Origin of the sequence: Ensifer sp. LC384 (assembly GCF_001695865.1) — a bacterium.
GTDB lineage: Bacteria > Pseudomonadota > Alphaproteobacteria > Rhizobiales > Rhizobiaceae > Ensifer.
Map to the genome: position 1 here is coordinate 1 of NZ_MBST01000004.1, position 18,428 is coordinate 18,428.

The 18,428-nt window shown below is 63.1% G+C and carries 22 protein-coding genes and 2 pseudogenes; 8 read left to right on the forward strand and 16 right to left on the reverse strand.

Annotated elements, in window-relative coordinates:
• The 3 genes and pseudogenes from BC363_RS05200 to BC363_RS34155 all read right to left on the reverse strand — a co-directional run.
• Positions 1–1,350 (reverse strand): IS1182 family transposase (locus BC363_RS05200; protein ID WP_065793285.1); only part of this gene is annotated, 1,350 nt, incomplete at its 3' end.
• 134 nt (positions 1,351–1,484) lie between these two features.
• Positions 1,485–1,844, reverse strand: coding sequence for a nuclear transport factor 2 family protein (locus tag BC363_RS05205; RefSeq protein WP_065783153.1), 360 nt, complete (start codon positions 1,842–1,844; stop codon positions 1,485–1,487).
• A gap of 105 nt (positions 1,845–1,949) precedes the next feature.
• Positions 1,950–2,105 (reverse strand): annotated as a pseudogene (locus tag BC363_RS34155) (aldo/keto reductase); the annotation flags it as partial.
• On the opposite strand from BC363_RS34155, the pseudogene BC363_RS34160 reads away from it, so the two are divergent.
• Positions 2,101–2,196, forward strand: a pseudogene (locus BC363_RS34160) (LysR family transcriptional regulator); the annotation flags it as partial. The pseudogenes BC363_RS34155 and BC363_RS34160 sit on opposite strands and share 5 nt — an antisense overlap.
• Before the next feature lie 105 nt (positions 2,197–2,301).
• Positions 2,302–2,937, forward strand: a complete 636-nt coding sequence (locus BC363_RS05210; protein ID WP_065783154.1) for a hypothetical protein — start codon at positions 2,302–2,304, stop codon at positions 2,935–2,937.
• On the opposite strand, the gene BC363_RS05215 is transcribed toward BC363_RS05210, so the two are convergent.
• Positions 2,889–3,362 (reverse strand): GNAT family N-acetyltransferase, encoded by a 474-nt coding sequence (locus tag BC363_RS05215; protein ID WP_065783155.1) that lies wholly within the window; start codon positions 3,360–3,362, stop codon positions 2,889–2,891. The genes BC363_RS05210 and BC363_RS05215 overlap by 49 nt on opposite strands.
• A gap of 16 nt (positions 3,363–3,378) precedes the next feature.
• Positions 3,379–4,329 (reverse strand): aldo/keto reductase, encoded by a 951-nt coding sequence (locus BC363_RS05220; protein ID WP_065783156.1) that lies wholly within the window; start codon positions 4,327–4,329, stop codon positions 3,379–3,381.
• Positions 4,330–4,607: 278 nt separating this feature from the next.
• Between BC363_RS05220 and BC363_RS05225 the strand changes: the two genes are divergently transcribed.
• Positions 4,608–5,594, forward strand: coding sequence for a Gfo/Idh/MocA family oxidoreductase (locus tag BC363_RS05225; RefSeq protein ID WP_065783157.1), 987 nt, complete (start codon positions 4,608–4,610; stop codon positions 5,592–5,594).
• Between the two features lie 285 nt (positions 5,595–5,879).
• Here the strand turns inward: BC363_RS05225 and BC363_RS05230 are convergent, their stop codons facing one another.
• Positions 5,880–6,287 carry a hypothetical protein gene (locus tag BC363_RS05230; protein WP_065783326.1) on the reverse strand — a complete coding sequence of 136 codons (408 nt, stop codon included), beginning with the start codon at positions 6,285–6,287 and terminating at the stop codon, positions 5,880–5,882.
• Positions 6,288–6,415: 128 nt separating this feature from the next.
• Here BC363_RS05230 and BC363_RS05235 point away from each other — a divergent pair, with 128 nt between their 5' ends.
• Entirely contained in the window at positions 6,416–7,195 is a 780-nt protein-coding gene (locus BC363_RS05235; RefSeq protein WP_065783158.1) for a helix-turn-helix domain-containing protein, read from the forward strand.
• A gap of 122 nt (positions 7,196–7,317) precedes the next feature.
• On the opposite strand, the gene BC363_RS05240 is transcribed toward BC363_RS05235, so the two are convergent.
• Positions 7,318–7,545, reverse strand: coding sequence for a hypothetical protein (locus BC363_RS05240; protein WP_065783159.1), 228 nt, complete (start codon positions 7,543–7,545; stop codon positions 7,318–7,320).
• 176 nt (positions 7,546–7,721) lie between these two features.
• Between BC363_RS05240 and xseA the strand changes: the two genes are divergently transcribed.
• Both xseA and BC363_RS05250 read left to right on the forward strand, forming a co-directional pair.
• Complete coding sequence (gene xseA, locus BC363_RS05245) at positions 7,722–9,320, forward strand: exodeoxyribonuclease VII large subunit (protein WP_065783160.1); 1,599 nt, start codon at positions 7,722–7,724, stop codon at positions 9,318–9,320.
• A 333-nt stretch (positions 9,321–9,653) separates the two neighbouring features.
• Positions 9,654–10,244, forward strand: coding sequence for an NAD(P)H-dependent oxidoreductase (locus tag BC363_RS05250; RefSeq protein ID WP_065783161.1), 591 nt, complete (start codon positions 9,654–9,656; stop codon positions 10,242–10,244).
• A 9-nt stretch (positions 10,245–10,253) separates the two neighbouring features.
• Here BC363_RS05250 and BC363_RS05255 read toward each other — a convergent pair whose 3' ends face one another.
• Positions 10,254–10,748, reverse strand: a complete 495-nt coding sequence (locus tag BC363_RS05255; RefSeq protein WP_065783162.1) for a MarR family transcriptional regulator — start codon at positions 10,746–10,748, stop codon at positions 10,254–10,256.
• Positions 10,749–10,849: 101 nt separating this feature from the next.
• Here BC363_RS05255 and BC363_RS05260 point away from each other — a divergent pair, with 101 nt between their 5' ends.
• Positions 10,850–11,725: an EamA family transporter gene (locus BC363_RS05260; protein ID WP_141690239.1), complete on the forward strand. Its 876-nt coding sequence runs from the start codon at positions 10,850–10,852 to the stop codon at positions 11,723–11,725.
• Positions 11,726–11,801: 76 nt separating this feature from the next.
• Here BC363_RS05260 and BC363_RS05265 read toward each other — a convergent pair whose 3' ends face one another.
• The 4 genes from BC363_RS05265 to BC363_RS05280 all read right to left on the reverse strand — a co-directional run bounded on the left by BC363_RS05265 (position 11,802) and on the right by BC363_RS05280 (position 15,572).
• Positions 11,802–12,605 carry a pyrroline-5-carboxylate reductase dimerization domain-containing protein gene (locus tag BC363_RS05265; protein WP_161952438.1) on the reverse strand — a complete coding sequence of 268 codons (804 nt, stop codon included), beginning with the start codon at positions 12,603–12,605 and terminating at the stop codon, positions 11,802–11,804.
• The gene (locus tag BC363_RS05270) at positions 12,602–13,855 is read right to left on the reverse strand and encodes an aminopeptidase (RefSeq protein ID WP_065783165.1); all 1,254 of its coding nucleotides are present in this window, start codon (positions 13,853–13,855) and stop codon (positions 12,602–12,604) included. Before BC363_RS05270 ends, BC363_RS05265 begins: the two co-directional genes overlap by 4 nt.
• Before the next feature lie 80 nt (positions 13,856–13,935).
• On the reverse strand, positions 13,936–14,820 hold the full coding sequence (locus BC363_RS05275; RefSeq protein WP_065783166.1) for an MBL fold metallo-hydrolase: 885 nt from the start codon (positions 14,818–14,820) through the stop codon (positions 13,936–13,938).
• 77 nt (positions 14,821–14,897) lie between these two features.
• Positions 14,898–15,572, reverse strand: a complete 675-nt coding sequence (locus tag BC363_RS05280; protein WP_065783167.1) for a glutathione S-transferase family protein — start codon at positions 15,570–15,572, stop codon at positions 14,898–14,900.
• Positions 15,573–15,657: 85 nt separating this feature from the next.
• Here BC363_RS05280 and BC363_RS05285 point away from each other — a divergent pair, with 85 nt between their 5' ends.
• Positions 15,658–16,113: a MarR family winged helix-turn-helix transcriptional regulator gene (locus BC363_RS05285; protein ID WP_065783327.1), complete on the forward strand. Its 456-nt coding sequence runs from the start codon at positions 15,658–15,660 to the stop codon at positions 16,111–16,113.
• 108 nt (positions 16,114–16,221) lie between these two features.
• Here the strand turns inward: BC363_RS05285 and BC363_RS05290 are convergent, their stop codons facing one another.
• The 4 genes from BC363_RS05290 to BC363_RS05305 form a co-directional block, all read right to left on the reverse strand.
• Complete coding sequence (locus tag BC363_RS05290) at positions 16,222–16,806, reverse strand: dual specificity protein phosphatase family protein (RefSeq protein WP_202618541.1); 585 nt, start codon at positions 16,804–16,806, stop codon at positions 16,222–16,224.
• Between the two features lie 68 nt (positions 16,807–16,874).
• On the reverse strand, positions 16,875–17,348 hold the full coding sequence (gene ybaK, locus BC363_RS05295) for a Cys-tRNA(Pro) deacylase (RefSeq protein ID WP_065783168.1): 474 nt from the start codon (positions 17,346–17,348) through the stop codon (positions 16,875–16,877).
• 16 nt (positions 17,349–17,364) lie between these two features.
• Positions 17,365–17,724: an ArsC family reductase gene (locus tag BC363_RS05300; protein WP_065783169.1), complete on the reverse strand. Its 360-nt coding sequence runs from the start codon at positions 17,722–17,724 to the stop codon at positions 17,365–17,367.
• An 82-nt stretch (positions 17,725–17,806) separates the two neighbouring features.
• Positions 17,807–18,427 (reverse strand): YitT family protein, encoded by a 621-nt coding sequence (locus BC363_RS05305; RefSeq protein WP_141690226.1) that lies wholly within the window; start codon positions 18,425–18,427, stop codon positions 17,807–17,809.
• Between the last annotated feature and the right edge of the window lies 1 nt (position 18,428).

Here is an 18,428-nt window from a genome sequence, read left to right on the forward strand (position 1 = left end):
CCCTCTGGTGAGCGCCATTGCTATCTTCTTGATATTCTGCGCGGCGGCGGCCAGTAGGCACTGGCATGCGACGCGGGTGAGACTTCGGAACCTGGCATAGCGATGCCCGTGCAGTTGCTTGGCATCGGCAAACGAGCGTTCGACGGTCTCCTTTCGCCGCTTGTAGATCGCCTTGCCCCAAGGCGTCTTGCGGTGGGCGTCGGTACGCTCGCGGGCGTCCTGCCAGACATGGCGGGTGATGGTGCGTTCATCCTTGGCATTGGCGGTGCAGGAGGCCAGCAACGGGCAGTCGTGGCAGAGGGCCGGATCGGAGCGGTAGTGGCGATAGCCGTTGCGGTCGGTGGTGGCATAGGTCAGGAGTTGGCCTTGCGGGCAGCGGTAGCCGTCAACCTCGCCGTCGTAGGCGAACGTCGACTTGCGCATCATGCCGGGTTTGGGCGGGGTGGGATTGCGATAGCCGGTGACGCCGAGGATGTCGCGTTGCTCAAGTCCCTTCGCAATGCCGGATGTGGCATAGCCGGCATCGAGCCCGACCGCCTTGACGTCGAAGGAGAAGCGTTGGCGCTGGCGGTCCAGCCGGTCGAGATAGACGACACTGTCATGCACGTTGGCCGGCGTCGTGAACGTATCGGTGATGATGGCGTGCCGGCCGTCGACCGTGCGGTGGTCGAGATCGAAGAAGCCCTTCGGCTTGCCGTCGCGCACCATGTAGCCGCTGTCGGGATCGCTGCGCGACACCTTGGTTTCCTTCACCTCCGGCTCGCGCTCTTTTTGCTTCAAGGGCTTTTGGCCATGCAGCGCCCGCTCGGCCTCGATCGCCCGGTCGAGATCGGCCCAGTAGTCGGACCGCGACTTCGCGATCATGTGCAGATCGTATTTGCCCTTGTTGGCGTTCGCCTTCAGGTGGGTCGAGTCGGTATAAAGCACCGTACCATCGACCAGCCCGTGGCCGATTGCCTGCTCGACGATATGGTCAAAAATGTCCTGGGCGACCGAGGTGTCATTGAAACGCCGGCGGCGGTTCTGGGACAGCGTCGAGGCGTCAAACACACCATCCGTGAGCTTCATCCGCAAGAACCAGCGATAGGCGACGTTGACCTCGATCTCGCGCACCAATTGCCGCTCGGAGCGGATGCCGAACAGGTAGCCAATGAACAAAGCCTTGAACATCAAGGTCGGATCGAGCGGCGGTCGGCCGTTGTCGGCGCAATAAAGTCCGGCAACCCGGTCATGGATGAAGGAAAAGTCGATCACCGCATCGATCTTGCGAAGCAGGTGATCCTTCGGAACCAGGCTATCGAGCGTCACCATCTCGAGCGCTGTCTGTTCGGGAACGGGTTTCTTCAACATGTCCCAATGAATCATAAACCCCTGGACGGTGCCAGGGGTTTGTCAGCGGTCTGAGGCCGCTGCTCGCAGCGGCCTTTTTCATGCGGCGTCCGACTAGCGCTGTATCGGATCGAGGCCACCGCTCGATCCCGTCATCAGGCGTGAAGGTGATAGATCTTGTTGACGATGACCCAGCGTCCGTCGATCTTGACCAGCGACAGATAGTCGGAAAAGCGCTCGCCGGCGAAGCTGTCGACCACCTTGACGGTCGCCGCGTCGCCGCTGATGTCGGTCATCTCCACGTCCATATCCGGCTGGGTTCCGGGCGGCGCGCTCCCCTGGTCCAGAACCGCCTTGATGAAGCCGTCGCGCGTCATCCATTCCAGCGCGCCTCTGTAATTGCCGATGATCGCCGCGTCTGGGTGAAACGCCTTGCGCAACGCACCTTCGTTGGCAAAGGCCATGCCGTCGACATAGAGATGCACCACCGCGCTGATCGCCTGCTCGTCGGACATTCCCGATCCTCCGGAATTGTTGGTCACGACAGGAGAGGTAGTGCGGGCGGCGGAAAATTCGATGGGGAGATGCCCCGCGTCGGCAAGGAGGCGGGGCATGTGCATTCAACGATTGGTGAGCGCCAGCGACGCATCCGTATACCGCTTGCCGGCAACCAGCGCCGGCGACAGTGCATCGCCGAGCCGCACGAGTTCGTCGACGGTCAGCACGATATCGGCCGCGGCCGCATTCTGTTCCAGGTGGTTGAGCTTGCGCGCGCCCTATGCCGGCCCGTTTCTCTATTACCCCAGCCGGCGCCAGATGCGTTCGGCTCTTCGCGCCTTCATCGATTTCTTCAAGCAGGTTGGCTAGGTCGATTGGCGGGCTTCATCGCCTGTTGGAGTTTGCATCGGACTTGCAATTGCCTGTCGGCCCTGCACAGTCGTGCTCACGCGGAATGTCATGAGGGGAAGCGCAGTGAAGAAACCCGGTTCGATGAAGGCGCTGGAAGATCTCGGGCGCGTGCGGCTGTCGAAAAACTTCTTCCTGCGCGAATTCCTGCATTCGGAGATTGCCGATTTCCATCGCATCCCGAACATACCCGATGATCCCGAACTCGCGATCGAGGCGGGTCGGCGATTATGTGAAGAGCTGCTGGAGCCGCTGGAGGCGACCTTCGGCCGTTTGACCATCCGCTCCGGCTACCGAAACCGAGCGGTCAACGGCTTTGGCAATGCCCATGGCCTCAACTACTCGAGCAATGCCGCCTCGGCGGCCGATCACATCTGGGACATGCGCGATGCAGACGGCTGCATCGGTGCGTCCGCCTGCATCGTCATCCCCTGGGTCTGGGACCGTCGCGGAGAGATCGGCGGATGGCAGTCGATCGCCTGGTGGATCCACGACCATCTACCCTATTCGTCGCTCTGCTTCTTTCCGAAACTCTGGGCTTTCAACATCCAGTGGCACGAGCGCCCGGCGCGCCGCATCCGAAGCTTTGCCGAGCCGCGTGGCATGCTGACCAAGCCGGGCATGGCAAACCATCATGGTAGCCACGATGCGTTCTATGCGCTCTTCCCCGAGCCGGCGGGCGCGCCGAAATTCACCTTGTAACGCACGTGGTCGTCGGTCGCCGAGTAACGGTCATAGAGCCGCCGCGCCGCCGCATTGTCGCGTTCCGTATACCAATAGAGCCGGTCCCAGTCCGATGTCCGGCAGAGCGCGATCAGGTCGTCGATCATGGCACGGGCGACGCCCCGGCCGCGCGCCGACGGATCGACATAGAGATCCTCGATGTAGCAGATGGGACGCCGAAAGAAGGTTGCGAGCTGTTCCTGGCAGATGGCGAAACCGACCGGTTCGCCACCGAGGATCGCCAGCCGGGCAAAGAGCGGTGCTGCGGGGTCGATGAGGCGGCTCCAGGTCAGGCTGATGATATCCTCCGCCAGCTCCGTGCCGGAGAAGGCGACATAGCCGGCCCACAGGCGGCGCCAATGCGTTTCATCGCCGGCGGTCGCCGCCCGTATGCTCAATGCCATGGTCCTTGCCTTGCTCCTATTCGCTGACGTCGTTGAGCTGGCGCATCGCTTCGTCGCTCAAAGTCAGCCGGGTCGAACGAATGAGGCTTGCCAATTGGTCGAGATTGGTGGCGCTGGCGATGGGCGCGGTGATGCCCTTGCGGCTTCGCACCCAGGCGAGCGCAATCTCGGCCTGTGTCGCTCCGATCTCCTCGGCGATTTCATCGAGCACGCCGAGGATGCGCATGCCGCGGCCATCAAGATATTTTTCGACGCCCGAGCCGCGCGCCGAGCCCTCCAGGTCCTTGTGGGTGCGGTACTTGCCCGAGAGGAAGCCACGCGCCAGCCCGAAATAGCTGATGACGCCGATCTCCTCGCCGATGCAGAGATCGCGCAGCGGCCCGTCGAAGCTGTCGCGATCATAGAGATTGTATTCCGGCTGCAGCACCGCATAGCGCGGCAGGCCGCCATTGGCGGCGACATCGAGCGCTTCGCGCAGCTGCAGCGAGTTCAGGTTCGAAGCGCCGACGGCGCGCACCTTGCCCTCAGACAGCAGCTGGTCGTAGGCGGCAAGCGTTTCTTCGTAAGGGGTTTCGGGATCGGGCCAGTGCGAGAGGTAAAGGTCGATATAATCAGTCTGCAGACGCTTCAGCGAATCCTCGACCGCCTGCAGGATCCAGCGGCGCGACAGGCCCTTGCGGTCCGGCGCAAGCTCCGAGCCGACCTTGGTGACGATCACGGCCTGGTCGCGGCTGCGACCGGGCTGTTTCAGCCACTTGCCGATGATCGTCTCGGATTCGCCGCCCTGGTTTCCTGGCGCCCAGGAGGAGTAGACGTCGGCGGTATCGATGGCATTGAGGCCGGCTTCGAAGAAGGCGTCGAGCAGGGCGAAGGACGTCTTTTCGTCCGCCGTCCAGCCGAAGACATTGCCGCCGAAGACGAGCGGCGCGATTGAAAGGTCGGTGCGGCCAAGTCTGCGTTTTTCCATGGTTTCGCTCCATTGGACTGGATGAAAGCAAGTGCGCGATCGGGAGGATTGCCGGCAGGAACATAAGGCAAGCGAACAAAGCTTGTCACCTGCCGCCTGGTTTTTTTATCGTCTGTCGCCGCTTGATAGGTACGTACCTCGCCGCTACAGCGCCACGCGTCAGATATGACGCGCCGGGCACTGTAACGCCTAAATCTGCTGCATGGTTTTCTCAGTAATTCGATTCCGATTTAAGGAATCATGCAGTAGTCTCTGTCTCCAAATCAGGGAGCCCCGCCATGTTTCGTTTTGGAATTCTGTCCACGGCCAAGATCGGCCGCGATCTCGTCGTGCCCGCCATCCAGGACGCCGAGAACTGCGTCGTTTCGGCAGTCGCCAGCCGCGACCTTTCAAAGGCGCGCGCCATGGCTGACCGCTTTTCCGCGCCGCATGCCTTTGGCTCCTATGAGGAAATGCTCGCCTCCGACACGATCGATGCGGTCTATATCCCGCTGCCGACGTCGCAGCATGTGGAATGGACGGTCAAGGCCGCCAATGCCGGCAAGCATGTGCTCTGCGAGAAGCCGATTGCGCTTCGGGCATCCGAGATCGATGCGCTGATTGCCGCACGCGACCGCAACAAGGTGCTGATCGCCGAGGCCTTCATGGTCACCTACAGCCCCGTCTGGCGCAAGGTCCGCTCGTTGCTGGCCGATGGCGCGATTGGCCGCCTGCGGCATGTGCAGGGTGCTTTCACCTATTTCAACCGCGACCCTAGCAATATGCGCAACATTCCGGCGCTTGGCGGCGGTGGCCTGCCGGATATCGGCGTCTATCCGACGATCACCACGCGCTTCGTAACGGCCAAGGAGCCGGTGCGCGTGCAGGCGAGCACCGATCGCGACCCGGAATTCGGCACCGACATCTATTCGAGTGTGCGCGCCGACTTCGGTGATTTCGAACTCAGCTTCTACATCTCCACGCAGCTTGCCGCCCGCCAGGTCATGGTTTTCCACGGCGACAAGGGTTTCATTGAGGTGAAGTCGCCGTTCAATGCCGATCGCTACGGCCGCGAGGAAGTGGAACTGACCAACCAGAACCACGCCCAGTCACAACTCTTCCGGTTCCAGGATGCACGCCAATACAAGCTGCAGGCCGAAGCGTTTGCCCGTGCTGCCAAGGGCCAGCAGGAGGAGGTGGTGACGCTTGAAAATTCGCGGCTCAATCAGAAGCTCATCGACGCGATTTATCGCGCCAGCGACAAGGACGGCTGGGAAAAGATCTGATCCGGCTAAACGCATTTCCAGGAAAAGTGCAAAGCGGCTTCAGCGGCTAGATATCGTGACAAAACTGATCTCGCGGATCGCCCCCTTCGTCGTCATCCTCGGGCTCGACCCGAGGATCCAGCCCTGTCCCGATTGCGCAAGGGCTTGAGGGCGCTGGATGCTCGGGTCGAGCCCGAGCATGACGCAGAGAGTGGAGTTGTTGGCGACCAGCGTTGCCGCGAGCGGGATTGCGTCAACGGTCTATGCTCGTCGGCGCAAGCCGGTGGGCATTTCGTTTTCGCTGGATCAGGCGAGGGCTGCCCGCTCCCTGGCAAAGCCTTTCACCTTGAAGAACAGGAAGTCGGCGACGCCAATCATGCCGACGATCACCAGCCCTGTGCCGATTGCCGTGAGCGAGCCATAGGCTGCCGCAAGCAGTGCGAGGCTTGCGACCTGCCAGAGGATGTCGCCGGCGATGCTGACGCGGGCGGCTGCCGACACCGGGCCACCATTGCGGGCCGCCGAGAGATGGAAGATCCCCCAGGCGAGAAGTCCGACGCCGAGCAGCTTCATCATCAGCGGTGTGGCAGCGGGGCTTATGAGGGCGGCGAGTGCGGCAGCATCGAGGATGAGGACGGCGCCGACGAAGAGGGAAAATGTGCCGTCGGCGAGGAAGGTCTTGTTGAGCAGGCTGCGGTTGGAAAGGGTCAACATTTTCGGCTCCGTTGGTTTGTCGATGGCCGGATGCTGCCGCCTTGGGATCATGAAGCCAATTACCTCCGGGGTAATGGATTTTGCGCAGCGCCTGCGCCAATCTGCCGGCGCAACGGAGATCGGCATCGATGGAATTCGGCAATCACCTGAAGGAATGGCGCGGGCATCGCCGCATGAGCCAGCTTGACCTGGCGGTCGCTGCCGGCATCTCGACGCGGCATCTCTCCTTTCTCGAGACTGGCCGCTCGAAGCCGTCGGAAGGCATGATCCTGCGCCTTGCCTCGGTGCTCGACATTCCGGCGCGCGACCAGGGCACCCTGTTCTCAGCGGCCGGCTACCGTCCGCGCATGACGACGCGTCCGGCGTCGGGGCTTGATGCCATGCCGCCGGCCGTGGCCAATGCCATCCGGCTCATCCTTGCCCGACACGATCCCTATCCGGGCCTTGTGCTCGATCACGAATACACGCTGCTGATCGTCAATCCCGCGCTGGCGGCGCTGGCCGTTTCGACTGATGTGCCCTTCAACCCCGGTCAGAATTTTCTCGATGCCTTTCTCTCCTCAGGAAATGTCCGCTCCCTCGTTGTCAACTGGGAGGCCGCCGCCGCCGATCTCGTCCAGCGCGTTCGCACCGAAGCCTGGCTGCAGGGGCCAAGGAGCCGCCTTGGCAAGCGGCTGGAGAAACTCGCAGCCGATCCCGCCGTCAAGCGCGCGGTCGAAAATTATCCGGATACCGATCGGCTGCCGGTCTTGCCGGTCGAGCTGCGCGTCGGGTCTGTCAATCTGAGCTTCATCACCACGCTCCAGACCTTCGGCTCGACACAGGACGCTTTGGTGGAGGGCGTGCTGATCGAATCCTTCTTTCCGGCCAATGAGGAAACGAAAGCGTTCTTCGAACGAAAGGGCTGAACGAGCCTACAGCGCCGCGCGTCCTATCAGACGCGCAAAGGTCGCTGCAGTACTTTGAATTGCTCCATGTTTTCATCCTTAAATCGGATAGGATTTAAGGATAGGTGCAGTAGGCCCTGACCCTAGCGGCCGTTTGGCAGGCCGACAGCGATGGCGCCGCAAAGTGCGAGAGCGACACCCATGTTGTAACCACCGATCGCTGCCGCAATCTCCAGCGAATTGTCGGTTCCGGCGATCGAGCCGGACAGCGCGCCCGCTGCCGCCAGCACCACGGCAATGAGCACGCATGCAAGTGCGGAGCGCAGACAGCAGGCGGTGATGCCAAGAACGAAGGCGGCGATGACGATCATGGAATTCCGTTCCGGAAAGGATGCCGACCATCCTGTCGCAACGGCGCTAAATTTCGTTTAACCGGCGCGGCAAACTCTGGCCTTTTGCGTCCTCAGCCGTTCCGGAAGGGCAAAAGGTCTGTTGAGCGTGGCGCCAAAGGCTGGCCTTCGACAGGCGCTGGCGGCAAACTGGAATCATGAGCTCCATCTTCGACAACGATTCTCCGAGCAATCTCACCGAGTATTCGGTGTCCGAGCTTTCCGGTTCGATCAAGCGAACGGTCGAGCAGGCCTTCGATCAGGTCCGCGTGCGCGGCGAGATCTCGGGCTATCGTGGTCCGCACTCCTCCGGGCACGCCTATTTCGCGCTCAAGGACGACCGGGCGCGCATCGATGCGGTGATCTGGAAGGGCACGTTCTCGCGCCTGCGCTTCCGTCCCGAAGAGGGCATGGAAGTGATCGCCACCGGCAAGGTCACGACCTTCCCCGGTTCGTCGAAATACCAGATCGTCATCGAGACGCTGGAGCCGGCCGGTGCCGGCGCACTGATGGCGCTGCTGGAGGAACGCAAGCGCAAGCTTGCGGCCGAGGGACTGTTCGACGCCGGGCGCAAGCGGCCACTGCCCTATATGCCCAGCGTGATCGGCGTGGTCACCTCGCCGACCGGCGCCGTCATTCGCGATATTCTCCACCGCATCGCCGACCGGTTCCCCGTGCATGTCGTCGTGTGGCCGGTGCGGGTTCAGGGTGAGGGTTCCGGAGACGAGGTGGCGGCGGCCATTCGCGGCTTCAACGAATGTGAACCCGGTGGGCCGATCGCCCGGCCCGACGTGTTGATCGTCGCGCGCGGCGGCGGCAGCCTCGAAGATCTGTGGGGCTTCAACGACGAGGCGGTCGTGCGCGCGGCGGCGGCCTCTGCCATCCCGCTGATTTCGGCTGTCGGTCATGAGACCGACTGGACACTGATCGACTATGCCGCCGACCAGCGTGCACCGACGCCGACAGGAGCGGCGGAAATGGCCGTGCCTGTTAAGGCCGATCTGGAAGCGGAAGTGTCGGGCCTTTCGGCGCGACTGAAAGCCGGCATGGCAAGGCAGATGGAAAATCGCCGCCAGGCCGTGCGGTCGCTGGCGCGCGCGCTGCCGTCGCTCGATCAGTTGCTGGCGCTGCCGCGCCGCCGTTTCGACGAGGCTGCCCTCGGTCTCGGCCGCGGCTTGATGATGAACACTGCGAACAAGCGCCGGCTGTTCGAGCGCGCCTCCGCCGAGCTGCGGCCGGATCTGCTCAAGGCAAGGCTCGGCGATCGCCGGCAACGGATAAACGATGCGATGAACCGGGCGGAGCGCGTCATCGAGCGACAGGTTCATCGCGGACAGTCGCGCGTATCGGCGGCGGATGCGTCGCTGCGCGCGCTGCCGTCACGTCTGCTCGCTCAGATCCACCGCTCGACGGATCGTGTTGCCGGCCTCGTCGCGCGCTCCGACGCGGCGATCCGCACGGATATCCGCCGCTTGACCGGTGTCATCGCAGCGCAGGACCGCGTCCTGCAATCGCTGTCCTATCGCAACGTCCTGCAGCGCGGCTTTGTGCTGGTGCGCGACGGGGAGGGCGGGCCCGTTCGCCAGGCCGCTGCCGTTGCGCCCGGCATGGCGTTGTCGCTGGAATTTGCCGACGGCAGCGTTTCGGCGATCGCCGGCGAGGGTGGGGAGCCGCCCGCCCAGGCGGCCGCCAGGAAGAAGCAACCGAAAACCGGCGGTCCTGGCGGCGACCCGTCGAAGCAGGGGAGCCTGTTCTAGACGGGGTTTGCGACCTTCGATCACCAAAGCCGTTCAATACGAAGGGGGCCAAGCGGTTTCGGCAGTGCCAGTCTTCATTTCGTTGTCATAGAGGCGGCATAACGCCACCGGCAACGGCATTCTGCGGGATGGAAGTCAGACATGGTCGAACGAGCCAAGATTATCTTCATTCATGGCGCCTCCAGCAGTGGAACGTCCACTTTTCGCAGCCAAACCTTGGTTTCGGGGCGAGCGCCGCGGCTCCAACGAATGTCATTGTAATGGATTGATTCCTTAGATCATTTTTTCCGTCGATCGATCTTGATTCCAAGTCTTCTGCAGTAGGAACAACGGATGCGTATTCTGCTCGTGCTTGCCCACCCGCTTGAGGACAGCTTTGCCGCCAGCGTCGCCCGCGAAGCGCAGCAGGCGCTTGTTGCCGGCGGCCATTCCGTCGATCTGCTCGATCTTTATCGCGAGGACTTCGATCCGAGATTGAGCAAGGCGGAGCGCGGCAGTTATTTTACCGACAGCTACGATGTCGCCTCAACGGCCGGGTTGATCGCTCGGCTGCAGGCGGCGGACGGGATCGTCCTGGTCTTTCCGCAATGGTGGTTCAATTTCCCGGCGATCCTCAAGGGCTTCTTCGATCGGGTCTTCGTGCCGGGCGTCGCCTTCGACAACGATCCGGCCGGTGGCCGGATCATCCCGCGGCTGAAGAACATCAGGCTCTTCTGGGCGCTGACGACAACGGGATCGCCGTGGTGGGTGGTCCATCTCTATATGGGTAACCCGGTGCGGCGACTGTTGAAGCGCGGCATCGCCGCCTTTTGCGCTAAAGACCTCGATTTCCGCATGCTCAGCCTGCACGATATGGACCGGGCCGACGACGGGAAGCGCAAGCGTCACCTGGCGCGCGTGCGGCAGCTGGTCGCGCGCATCTGAACGGTGGGCCTATTCATAGGCCTTCAGCAGCTTTCGCAGCAGCGTATCGAGCGCTTCGCGCTCGTCGGCCGCAAGGCTTGCAACGACGCGGTGCTGGTTGGCGACATGGGCCGTCGCAGCCTCATCCACGCGTTTCAAACCTTCCGGCGTCAGCGCTATGATCACGCCGCGGCGGTCGTCCGGGTTGTCGAGGCGCTGGACGAGCCCCTGCTTTTCCAGCTGGTCGATGCGGTTCGTCATCGTCCCGGAGCTGACCATGGTGGTCGCCAGCAGGTCGCCGGGCGAGAGCTGAAAGGGCGGTCCGGAGCGCCGCAGGGCCGCAAGCACGTCGAAGCTGGCCGACGTCAATCCGCGTTCGGCGAAGGTCTTTTCGATCTCGCGCCCGATATGGTTGCGCAGCCGCGTGAACCGGCCGAGAAGACCCATGGCCGAGACATCCAGGTCCGGCCTTTCGCGCTGCCACTGCGCCAGAATCCTGTCGACGTGATCCATCCCAACCTCCATCCGTTCGTTCGAAATCCCTAGGGCTACGATATCTTGACGTCAAGATAATATCGGCTATAACGGAGATATCTTGATGTAGAGATACTTGAGGAAGAGACATGATCGCCAACCGCAACGCCGACCTTGCCCTGACCGCGCTGGCGCCTGCCATCTGGGGCAGCACCTATCTGGTCACGACCGAACTGTTGCCTCCGGGCTATCCCTTGACGGTCGCCATGTTGCGCGCCCTGCCGGCGGGGCTCCTGCTCCTCCTCATCGTCCGCCGGCTGCCTTCAGGCATCTGGTGGCCGCGCACGATCCTGCTCGGCGCGCTCAATTTCTCGTTCTTCTGGGCGATGCTGTTCGTATCCGCCTACCGGTTGCCCGGAGGTGTCGCCGCCACCGTCGGCGCGATCCAGCCGCTGATCGTCATCCTGTTGTCGCGCGTCTTTCTCGGCTCGCCGATCCGCGCGCTCAGCATCGTCGCCGGCGTCGCCGGCATCGTCGGCGTCGGCCTGCTCGTGCTGACGCCGGGTGCAACGCTCGATCCGCTCGGCGTCGTCGCCGGTCTTGCCGGTGCCGTTTCCATGGCCTTCGGCACGGTTCTGAGCCGCCATTGGGCGCCGCCGGTGCCGCCATTGACCTTCACCGCCTGGCAGCTCGCCGCCGGCGGGTTGCTGCTGGTGCCCATGGCTCTGTTCTTCGAGCCGGCCTTGACGACCCTGACGGCGGCGAACGTCGCGGGCTTCGCCTATCTCGGTCTGATCGGCGCCGCCTTCACCTATCTGCTGTGGTTCCGGGGTCTGTCGCGTCTCGAGCCCTCGGCCGTGGCGCCGCTCGGCTTCCTGAGCCCGGTCGTCGCGATCCTGCTCGGCTGGGGTGTGCTCGATGAGCGCCTGACACCGGTCCAGGCCATGGGCATTCTCGTCGTGCTCGTCAGCGTCTGGCTGAGTCAGCGGGCGCAATTGGCGCCCCGGGTTCGGCCGGCCCGTGCGTAAACGGTGAGCCTGCAGTTCGCTCCACCTGTCCAGGCAAGCGCTGAGGTTGGGCAAGGCAGGCGACCTGCGGAAAGACCTACCCGAGGTCTCGGTCGCCGGGACCAGCCGCCGCCCTTGCCGCGGCGGCCGCCAAACCCCGGGCGATCGGCGTGCGGATATCGGCCGCAGCCATTGCCTTGAGCCCGGATGCGGTCGTGCCGGCGTAGTCTAGAAAGATTTGCACGATTTCGGCGGGCGTCTGCTCACTCTCGAAGAGCAAGCTGCTGCCGCCGAGGAAGAGTTGGCGCACGGCGCGCTCGGCGATGCCTCGCTCGATGCCTTTCGTCACGGCATCGCAGATCATTGCATCGGCAAAGGCGGCAAGAAAGGCGGGGCCGGAGCCGGTCAGCCCCGTGAAATAGTCGAGCTCCGCTTCCGTCGCGATCCTTTGCGCCTTGCCGGACGCTTGGAAAAGTCGTTCGGCGAAAGCGCAGTCCGCATCCGTGGCATCGGGGCTCGCAAGCCATGGCGTGAAGGACAGCCGCCTTTCGGCCGCAGCGTTCGGCATCGCCCTGATGATGCGACGGGCGTTGAAGCGGTCGGCAAGGTCGGCAAGCGAAACCATCGCCATCACCGAAATGACCAGCTTGCCCGAGAGATCGAGCGCGATGGCGTCGAGATCCTGGGGGCGCACGGACAGCATCACCACATCCGCATCGGCGGCGAGCGCTGTGTTGCTTTTTGTCTGGCTGACACGCGGCCAGGGCTCGAAGCCCGGCACAGCGCCGCTGCGCGAGGAGACGGTCACCGCCTCCTCGGCGATCACGCCATCGGCAAGCGCCGGCAGCAGCAGGGCCTTGCCCAGCCAGCCGCCGCCACCGATGACACCAAACTGCGTCAAGCCCACTCGCCCTGACGCATGACCGGCACGCGGCTGCCGTCGGCGCGCAGACCGTCGATATCGACCTGGCCGGAGCCGATCATCCAGTCGATGTGGATCAGGCTGGAATTGCCGCCTTGGGCGCGGATCTGTTCCGGCGTCAGACTGGTGTCGTCGACGAAGCAGCCCGAGTAGCACTGGCCGAGCGCGATGTGGCACGAGGCGTTTTCGTCGAACAGGGTGTTGTAGAACAGGATGCCGCTCGCCGAGATCGGCGAGGAATGCGGCACAAGCGCCACTTCGCCGAGCCGTCGCGCGCCTTCGTCGGTGTCGAGCACCTTGTTCAGCACTTCCTCGCCGCGCGATGCCTTCGCCTCGACGATGCGCCCGCCTTCGAACCGGACCTGGATGTTGTCGATCAGCGTACCCTGATGCGACAGCGGCTTGGTGCTGGAGACGTACCCCTCGACGCGCAGCGCGTGTGGCGTCGTGAAGACCTCTTCGGTCGGGATGTTGGGATTGCAGATGACGCCGTTTTTCGCTTCCGACGCGCCGCCGCACCAGAGATGTCCATCGGCCAGCCCAACGACGAGGTCGGTGCCGGGGCCGGTGAAATGCAGCGAGGCGAAACGTTCGCCGTTGAGCCACGCGGAGCGTCGCGCCAGGTTGGCATTGTGCGCGTTCCACGCGGCGACGGGATCGTCGAGATCGACGCGCGACGCTGCAAAGATGGCGTTGGCCAGCTTTTCCACAGCGATCGGCTCGGGATCGTTCGGGAACACCAGCCGCGCCCAGGAGGGGTTGGGATAGGAGACGATGTTCCAGTTGATGTCGAAGTTCGAGATCTTTTCGAGCGCCGGCTTGTAGGCGATGGAATTGGCCTTGTTGGCGCGCGCGACCTTGCTCGGGTCCTGGGCGGACAGCATCATCGGGTTGTCGCCGGAGATGGCGAGACGAGCAGCGCCGCCGGCAAAGGCCTTGGCCATGCCTTCGTAGAGCCAGTCGCTGGCTCGATCGAAGCTCTCGTCGGGGGCATAGGCATAACGCGCAAGCGTCGTTTCCTCGTCGGAATAGAAGGTCGTCACCAGACCCGCGCCGGCCTTATAGGCATGCTTGGTGATATCGCGCACGAGCGGCATGGCGGCGATCGGCGCCGTCATCACCAGGTCCTGGCCCTTCTGCAACTGCAGGCCGACCTTGATGGCGACTTCCGCGAGCTTGTCGAGTTTGACCGGGTCGATCGGGGTGGGGGTGTTGGCGGGATAGGTCATGATCTGCCTGTCTTTATGAATTCGATGTGAGAAGGTTTAATGCTGTTTGCGGCGAAAATGAAGGCTGGTGATGGCAAAGGTCAGATGCGTCTGGCTGCCGCGCGCATTCTGCCGACATTGCTGTCGTGGACCTCTTCATAGGGTTCGAAATAAAGGATCGAGCCGACAGCGATCTCATCGGCGGCGAAGTCCTTGAGCGATCCGATCGGCGTTCCGCCTGCGGCCGCGTCCATCAAACGTTCGAGATAGCGTCGGTTCGCGTCGATCAAAGCCCTGTCATAGCCGCCACCGGCAATGCGATCGCGATCGCCATGGCTTGGCAGGATGCGGGCGATCGGCCAGTCGCGCAGGCGCTTCAGTTCGGCGATATGCGTGGCGACCTGTTCGGCTTCGGCGATAAAGGTGGCGCAGTCTTCCACCGTGTCCCCGGCCAGCAGCAGCTGTTCTTCAGGCAACCAGAGGACATTGCCATCGGCGCTGTGAATGGCGAAATGATGCAGTTCCACCTTCCGCTGCCCGACCTTCAGGTCAAGCCGGCCCTCAAACAGGCGGTTGGGCATGACGAGGGGATGGATCGGCGGCGTCGCCGTTTCAATCTTTTCGCGGTTTTCCGCCAGCCGTGCCGCCGTCAACGCCAATGCGATGATCTCGCAATCGGCAAAGGCGGCGTTTCCGGCCACGTGGTCCTTGTGCCAATGGCTGAGCACGACCCGGATCGAGGTCACGCCGAGGCCTTCGAGGTGGCCCCGAATGGCCTCGGCGTGAGGCACGGAGATGTGGGTGTCGTAGACGAGCGCCTCGCCGCCATCGACGATGGCATAGGAAGCGACGCCGAGTGCATAGGCACCGTCGTCAAGCCAGTTTGGCCCTTCGGAGTGCAGCCGGGTCCCGGCGATCCGCCCGTCGTAATAGGCGAAGATGCCGGGATAGGGCTGCAATATCATCAGGGTCGACGTCTCTGGCATGGCGCGCTTGCTCCTCCCGCAGGTTTGCCACCGTCATAGGACGGCGCGTGCCGAAAAAGAAGGGCCGGCACGATGCTCTATTGCGCGCGCAGCAGATAGGCGTCGTGCTGCTTCAGGAAAGTCATCAGGCGCTCGCCGTAATCAGCGGTCACCGCTTTCCTGACGCTCGGCCGTTCCGCCAGCGACTGCCGCCAGGCGGAAACGCGGTCAAGGCCGTTGAAGATCCCGTGGTCGACCAGCGTGTCGAAGAGGTCGAAATAGCGGAAGATCGGCGCAAAGACGGCGTCGACCAGAGAGAAGTCCGTTCCAGCGAAATACGGGCCATCGCCGAGCACGGTTTCGACCGTTGCGAATTTTGCGGCGACCGCCTGGCGCTTCTGCTCGAAGGTTTCGGCATCCCCGGTGGTCTCAAAACCCCAGAGGTCCGAGAGGATTGATGAGCCGTATTCCATCCAGCCGCGGTGGCGCGCCCGTTCCAGGGCATCGGTCGGATGCAGCCTGACACCGGCCTGCGTCTCTTCGAGGTACTCGCAGATCACCGAGCTTTCGAACAGGACAGCCTCGCCCGTCTCGTGCGGGATCTGCAGCAACGGCACCTTGCCGAGCGGCGAGATTTTCAGGAACCAGTCCGGCTTGGCGGCCAGATCGATGTTGACGCGGTCGAAGGCGGCGCCTTTTTCGGCAAGCGCGATCGCGGCCCGCTGCACATAGGGGCAGAGATGATGGCTGATCAAGGTGAGGGTATTGCTCATGGGCGATCTCCTGGGTTGGCTGAAGTATATGCATTTGCATGTATGTGCGCTTGCCAATAGTTTCAAGATCGATGTAATTGCATCTATGAGCGATGTTCCAAAAAACACAGCGCCGCGGCCGACACCGGCCGTCACGCAGGCCTGGGTCGGCCTCATGCGCGCGCAGCGGCGCGTGCTTTGGGCGATCGAAGTCGACTTCAAGAGGGCCGACCTGCCGCCGCTCGGCTGGTATGACGTGCTCTGGGAACTGGTGCAGGCGGAAGGCGGCAAGCTGCGCCCCTTCGAGATCGAGTCCCGCACCTTGCTTGCCCAATACAATCTCTCGCGGTTGATTGATCGCCTGGAGCGGGAAGGGCTTGTCCGTCGCGAGGCTTTCGATGCCGATGGGCGCGGACACTGGGTGGTCGTCACCGACGAGGGGCGCGCGATGCGCGCGCGCATGTGGCAGATCTACTCCGGCTCGATAGAAGCCCATGTCGGCGCGAAACTGAGTGCGGACGAAGCGCTGCAACTGGCGAGCCTACTCACCAAACTCCGGTAGAACTCTAAGGCATGTCGCGCAAAAGTGTGCAGCGGTTTTGCGATAACGACATGCGCAAAAACAAGAGCTTAAAGCGCAGTAGGCGAGTCTGAAGGATCGCTACGCGCTTTAACTGTCGAGGCCGAAGGATTTCTCCAGCGCCTCCCAGGTTTCATCCATGGCAAAGGTCGAGGAGAGATAGGGCAGCGCCACATGGCCGTAGATCGGCGATAGCTGCCATTCGGCCGTTTCTTCATCCACACCGGCGATCTGCTGCAGGTAGATCGTCGAGACCAGGCCCGTCCGGTCCGCACCGGCCTTGCAATGGATCAGGAGCGGTTTCGGCGCATCGCGCAGGATCGCCATCAGCGTCTCGGTTTCCTGGAGGCTGATTGCTGATGACGACGACATCGGGAAATTGATGAGGCGGATGCCGTTGCGCTCGGCGGCGGCCGCTTCGTCGCGATACCAGCGTGCATTGCTCTCGCCGCGCAGGTTGAGAATGGTGCGGATGCCGTAGCTCTTGGAATAGGCGGCAATCGAACTCGAACTCGGCTGGGCCGACCGGTAGACTTCGCCAGCAACGAGCGTATGGAAGTTGCCCGTCCATTGCAGCGCGACCAGATAAAGCACGGTGGCTGTCGCGACGACCGCGATCGCAATGGTGAGGCGGCGGGCGATACGCTTTGGGCGCAGGATCAATCCGGACAGCATGGACGGGCTTTCAAGGACTTCGAGGATCTGAGGTCTAGCCGGCGTCCATGATGTTTTGATGGCGAGCGTCAGGCGATCAGCGACGCCGCCACGGCCTTCAGCGCGGCCCTTGCGTCGCCGGGCGCAAGCCGCACCTGAAGGCCGCGCTGACCGCCGTTGATGTAGACCCGCGTTTCGGAAAGGGCAGCCTCTTCGATCGCGGTCGGCACCAGCTTCTTCTGTCCGAACGGACTGATGCCGCCGACATGATACCCGGTCAGACGTTCGGCATCGGCCGGCTTCATCATCGCTGCCGACTTGCCGCCGAAGGCTGCGGCCAGCTTCTTCATGCTGACTTCGCGATCGGACGGCACGACACAGCAGACCGGCTTGCCGTCGACCTCGGCCATCAGCGTCTTCAACACCCGGCTCGGATCCTCGCCGAGCGCTTCCGCCGCCTGCAGGCCGACGCGTTCGGCGTTCGGGTCGTAGTCGTAGGTGTGGACGGTGAAGGCAACGCCGGCCTTGGCAAGCGTCTGCGTCGCGCGGGTGGTCTTGGACATCGTGCCTCTCCAGGCGTCAGGCGTTCGCCCTGTCGAGCAGGGTTTCGTAGAGCTCCGGCTTGAAGCCGATCAGCAGATTGCCGTTGGCTTCGAGCACCGGGCGCTTGATCATCGACGGTTGCGCCAGCATCAGCGCGATTGCCTTGTCGGCATCGAGGTTCTGTTTGTCGGCATCGGCCAGGTTGCGGAAAGTGGTGCCGGCGCGGTTGAGCACGATCTCCCAGCCTGCCTCCGTGCACCAGCGCTCGAGACGGGCGCGGTCGATCCCTTCGGCCTTGTAGTCGTGGAAGCGATAGGCAATGCCCTGGCCATCGAGCCAGGTGCGCGCCTTTTTCATCGTGTCGCAGTTTTTGATGCCGTAGATCGTGACCGTCATTCCCATGCCTTTCCTGCCTTGCGGCAAATTCGTGCCGGGAGTGATAGCCTCCCTCTCGGAGAGAGGGAAGGCCTTCGATGTCTCAGGTGACGCCGACGTAGCGGCCCGGCCTGTGGTTGATGGCGAGCGTCATGTTGACGACGGCGGCGCCCACCACCGACAGAACCAGGTTGGCCGGCGGCAGCACGAAGAAGGCCGCGGCAAGGATTGCAAGGTCCACGGCCAGCTGGAAATAGCCGGCGCGGATGCCGAATTTCTCCTGCAGATAGATCGCCAGAATATTGATGCCGCCGAGCCCGGTGCGATGGCGAAAGAGGATCAGCAGGCCGGTGCCCATCAGCCCGCCGCCGACAATGGTCGCATAGATCGGATCCAGCCTGGCGAATTCCACCCATCCCGCCGTCAATTTCGAAAACAGCGCCACCAGGGTGACCGCCAGAAAGGTGCGCAGCGCAAACATCCAGCCGAGCCGTTTGATCGCCAGGATGTAGAACGGCAGATTGATGAGCGAGAACACCAGCCAGAACTGCGCGCCGGTCGCATATTGCAAGAGAAGCGCGAGGCCCGAGGTGCTGCCCGTCAGCAGCATCGCCTTGCTGTAGATGATGACGCCGAGCGACATGATCAGCGTGCCCGTCAGGATCGCCAGCGCATCCTCGTAGAGGCGGTGGCGCTCGGCGGGCACCTCGTTTGCATCGATCATT

What these genes read in the sequence shown, in the direction of transcription:
- BC363_RS05205 (WP_065783153.1), bottom strand. Translation starts at nt 1,844, where the DNA reads ATGTCCGACGAGCAGGCGATCAGCGCGGTGGTGCATCTCTATGTCGAC.
- BC363_RS05215 (WP_065783155.1), bottom strand. Translation starts at nt 3,362, where the DNA reads ATGGCATTGAGCATACGGGCGGCGACCGCCGGCGATGAAACGCATTGG.
- BC363_RS05220 (WP_065783156.1), bottom strand. Translation starts at nt 4,329, where the DNA reads ATGGAAAAACGCAGACTTGGCCGCACCGACCTTTCAATCGCGCCGCTC.
- BC363_RS05225 (WP_065783157.1), top strand. Translation starts at nt 4,608, where the DNA reads ATGTTTCGTTTTGGAATTCTGTCCACGGCCAAGATCGGCCGCGATCTC.
- BC363_RS05230 (WP_065783326.1), bottom strand. Translation starts at nt 6,287, where the DNA reads ATGTTGACCCTTTCCAACCGCAGCCTGCTCAACAAGACCTTCCTCGCC.
- BC363_RS05235 (WP_065783158.1), top strand. Translation starts at nt 6,416, where the DNA reads ATGGAATTCGGCAATCACCTGAAGGAATGGCGCGGGCATCGCCGCATG.
- BC363_RS05240 (WP_065783159.1), bottom strand. Translation starts at nt 7,545, where the DNA reads ATGATCGTCATCGCCGCCTTCGTTCTTGGCATCACCGCCTGCTGTCTG.
- xseA (WP_065783160.1), top strand. Translation starts at nt 7,722, where the DNA reads ATGAGCTCCATCTTCGACAACGATTCTCCGAGCAATCTCACCGAGTAT.
- BC363_RS05250 (WP_065783161.1), top strand. Translation starts at nt 9,654, where the DNA reads ATGCGTATTCTGCTCGTGCTTGCCCACCCGCTTGAGGACAGCTTTGCC.
- BC363_RS05255 (WP_065783162.1), bottom strand. Translation starts at nt 10,748, where the DNA reads ATGGAGGTTGGGATGGATCACGTCGACAGGATTCTGGCGCAGTGGCAG.
- BC363_RS05270 (WP_065783165.1), bottom strand. Translation starts at nt 13,855, where the DNA reads ATGACCTATCCCGCCAACACCCCCACCCCGATCGACCCGGTCAAACTC.
- BC363_RS05275 (WP_065783166.1), bottom strand. Translation starts at nt 14,820, where the DNA reads ATGCCAGAGACGTCGACCCTGATGATATTGCAGCCCTATCCCGGCATC.
- BC363_RS05280 (WP_065783167.1), bottom strand. Translation starts at nt 15,572, where the DNA reads ATGAGCAATACCCTCACCTTGATCAGCCATCATCTCTGCCCCTATGTG.
- BC363_RS05285 (WP_065783327.1), top strand. Translation starts at nt 15,658, where the DNA reads ATGAGCGATGTTCCAAAAAACACAGCGCCGCGGCCGACACCGGCCGTC.
- BC363_RS05290 (WP_202618541.1), bottom strand. Translation starts at nt 16,806, where the DNA reads ATGCTGTCCGGATTGATCCTGCGCCCAAAGCGTATCGCCCGCCGCCTC.
- ybaK (WP_065783168.1), bottom strand. Translation starts at nt 17,348, where the DNA reads ATGTCCAAGACCACCCGCGCGACGCAGACGCTTGCCAAGGCCGGCGTT.
- BC363_RS05300 (WP_065783169.1), bottom strand. Translation starts at nt 17,724, where the DNA reads ATGACGGTCACGATCTACGGCATCAAAAACTGCGACACGATGAAAAAG.
- BC363_RS05305 (WP_141690226.1), bottom strand. Translation starts at nt 18,427, where the DNA reads ATGATCGATGCAAACGAGGTGCCCGCCGAGCGCCACCGCCTCTACGAG.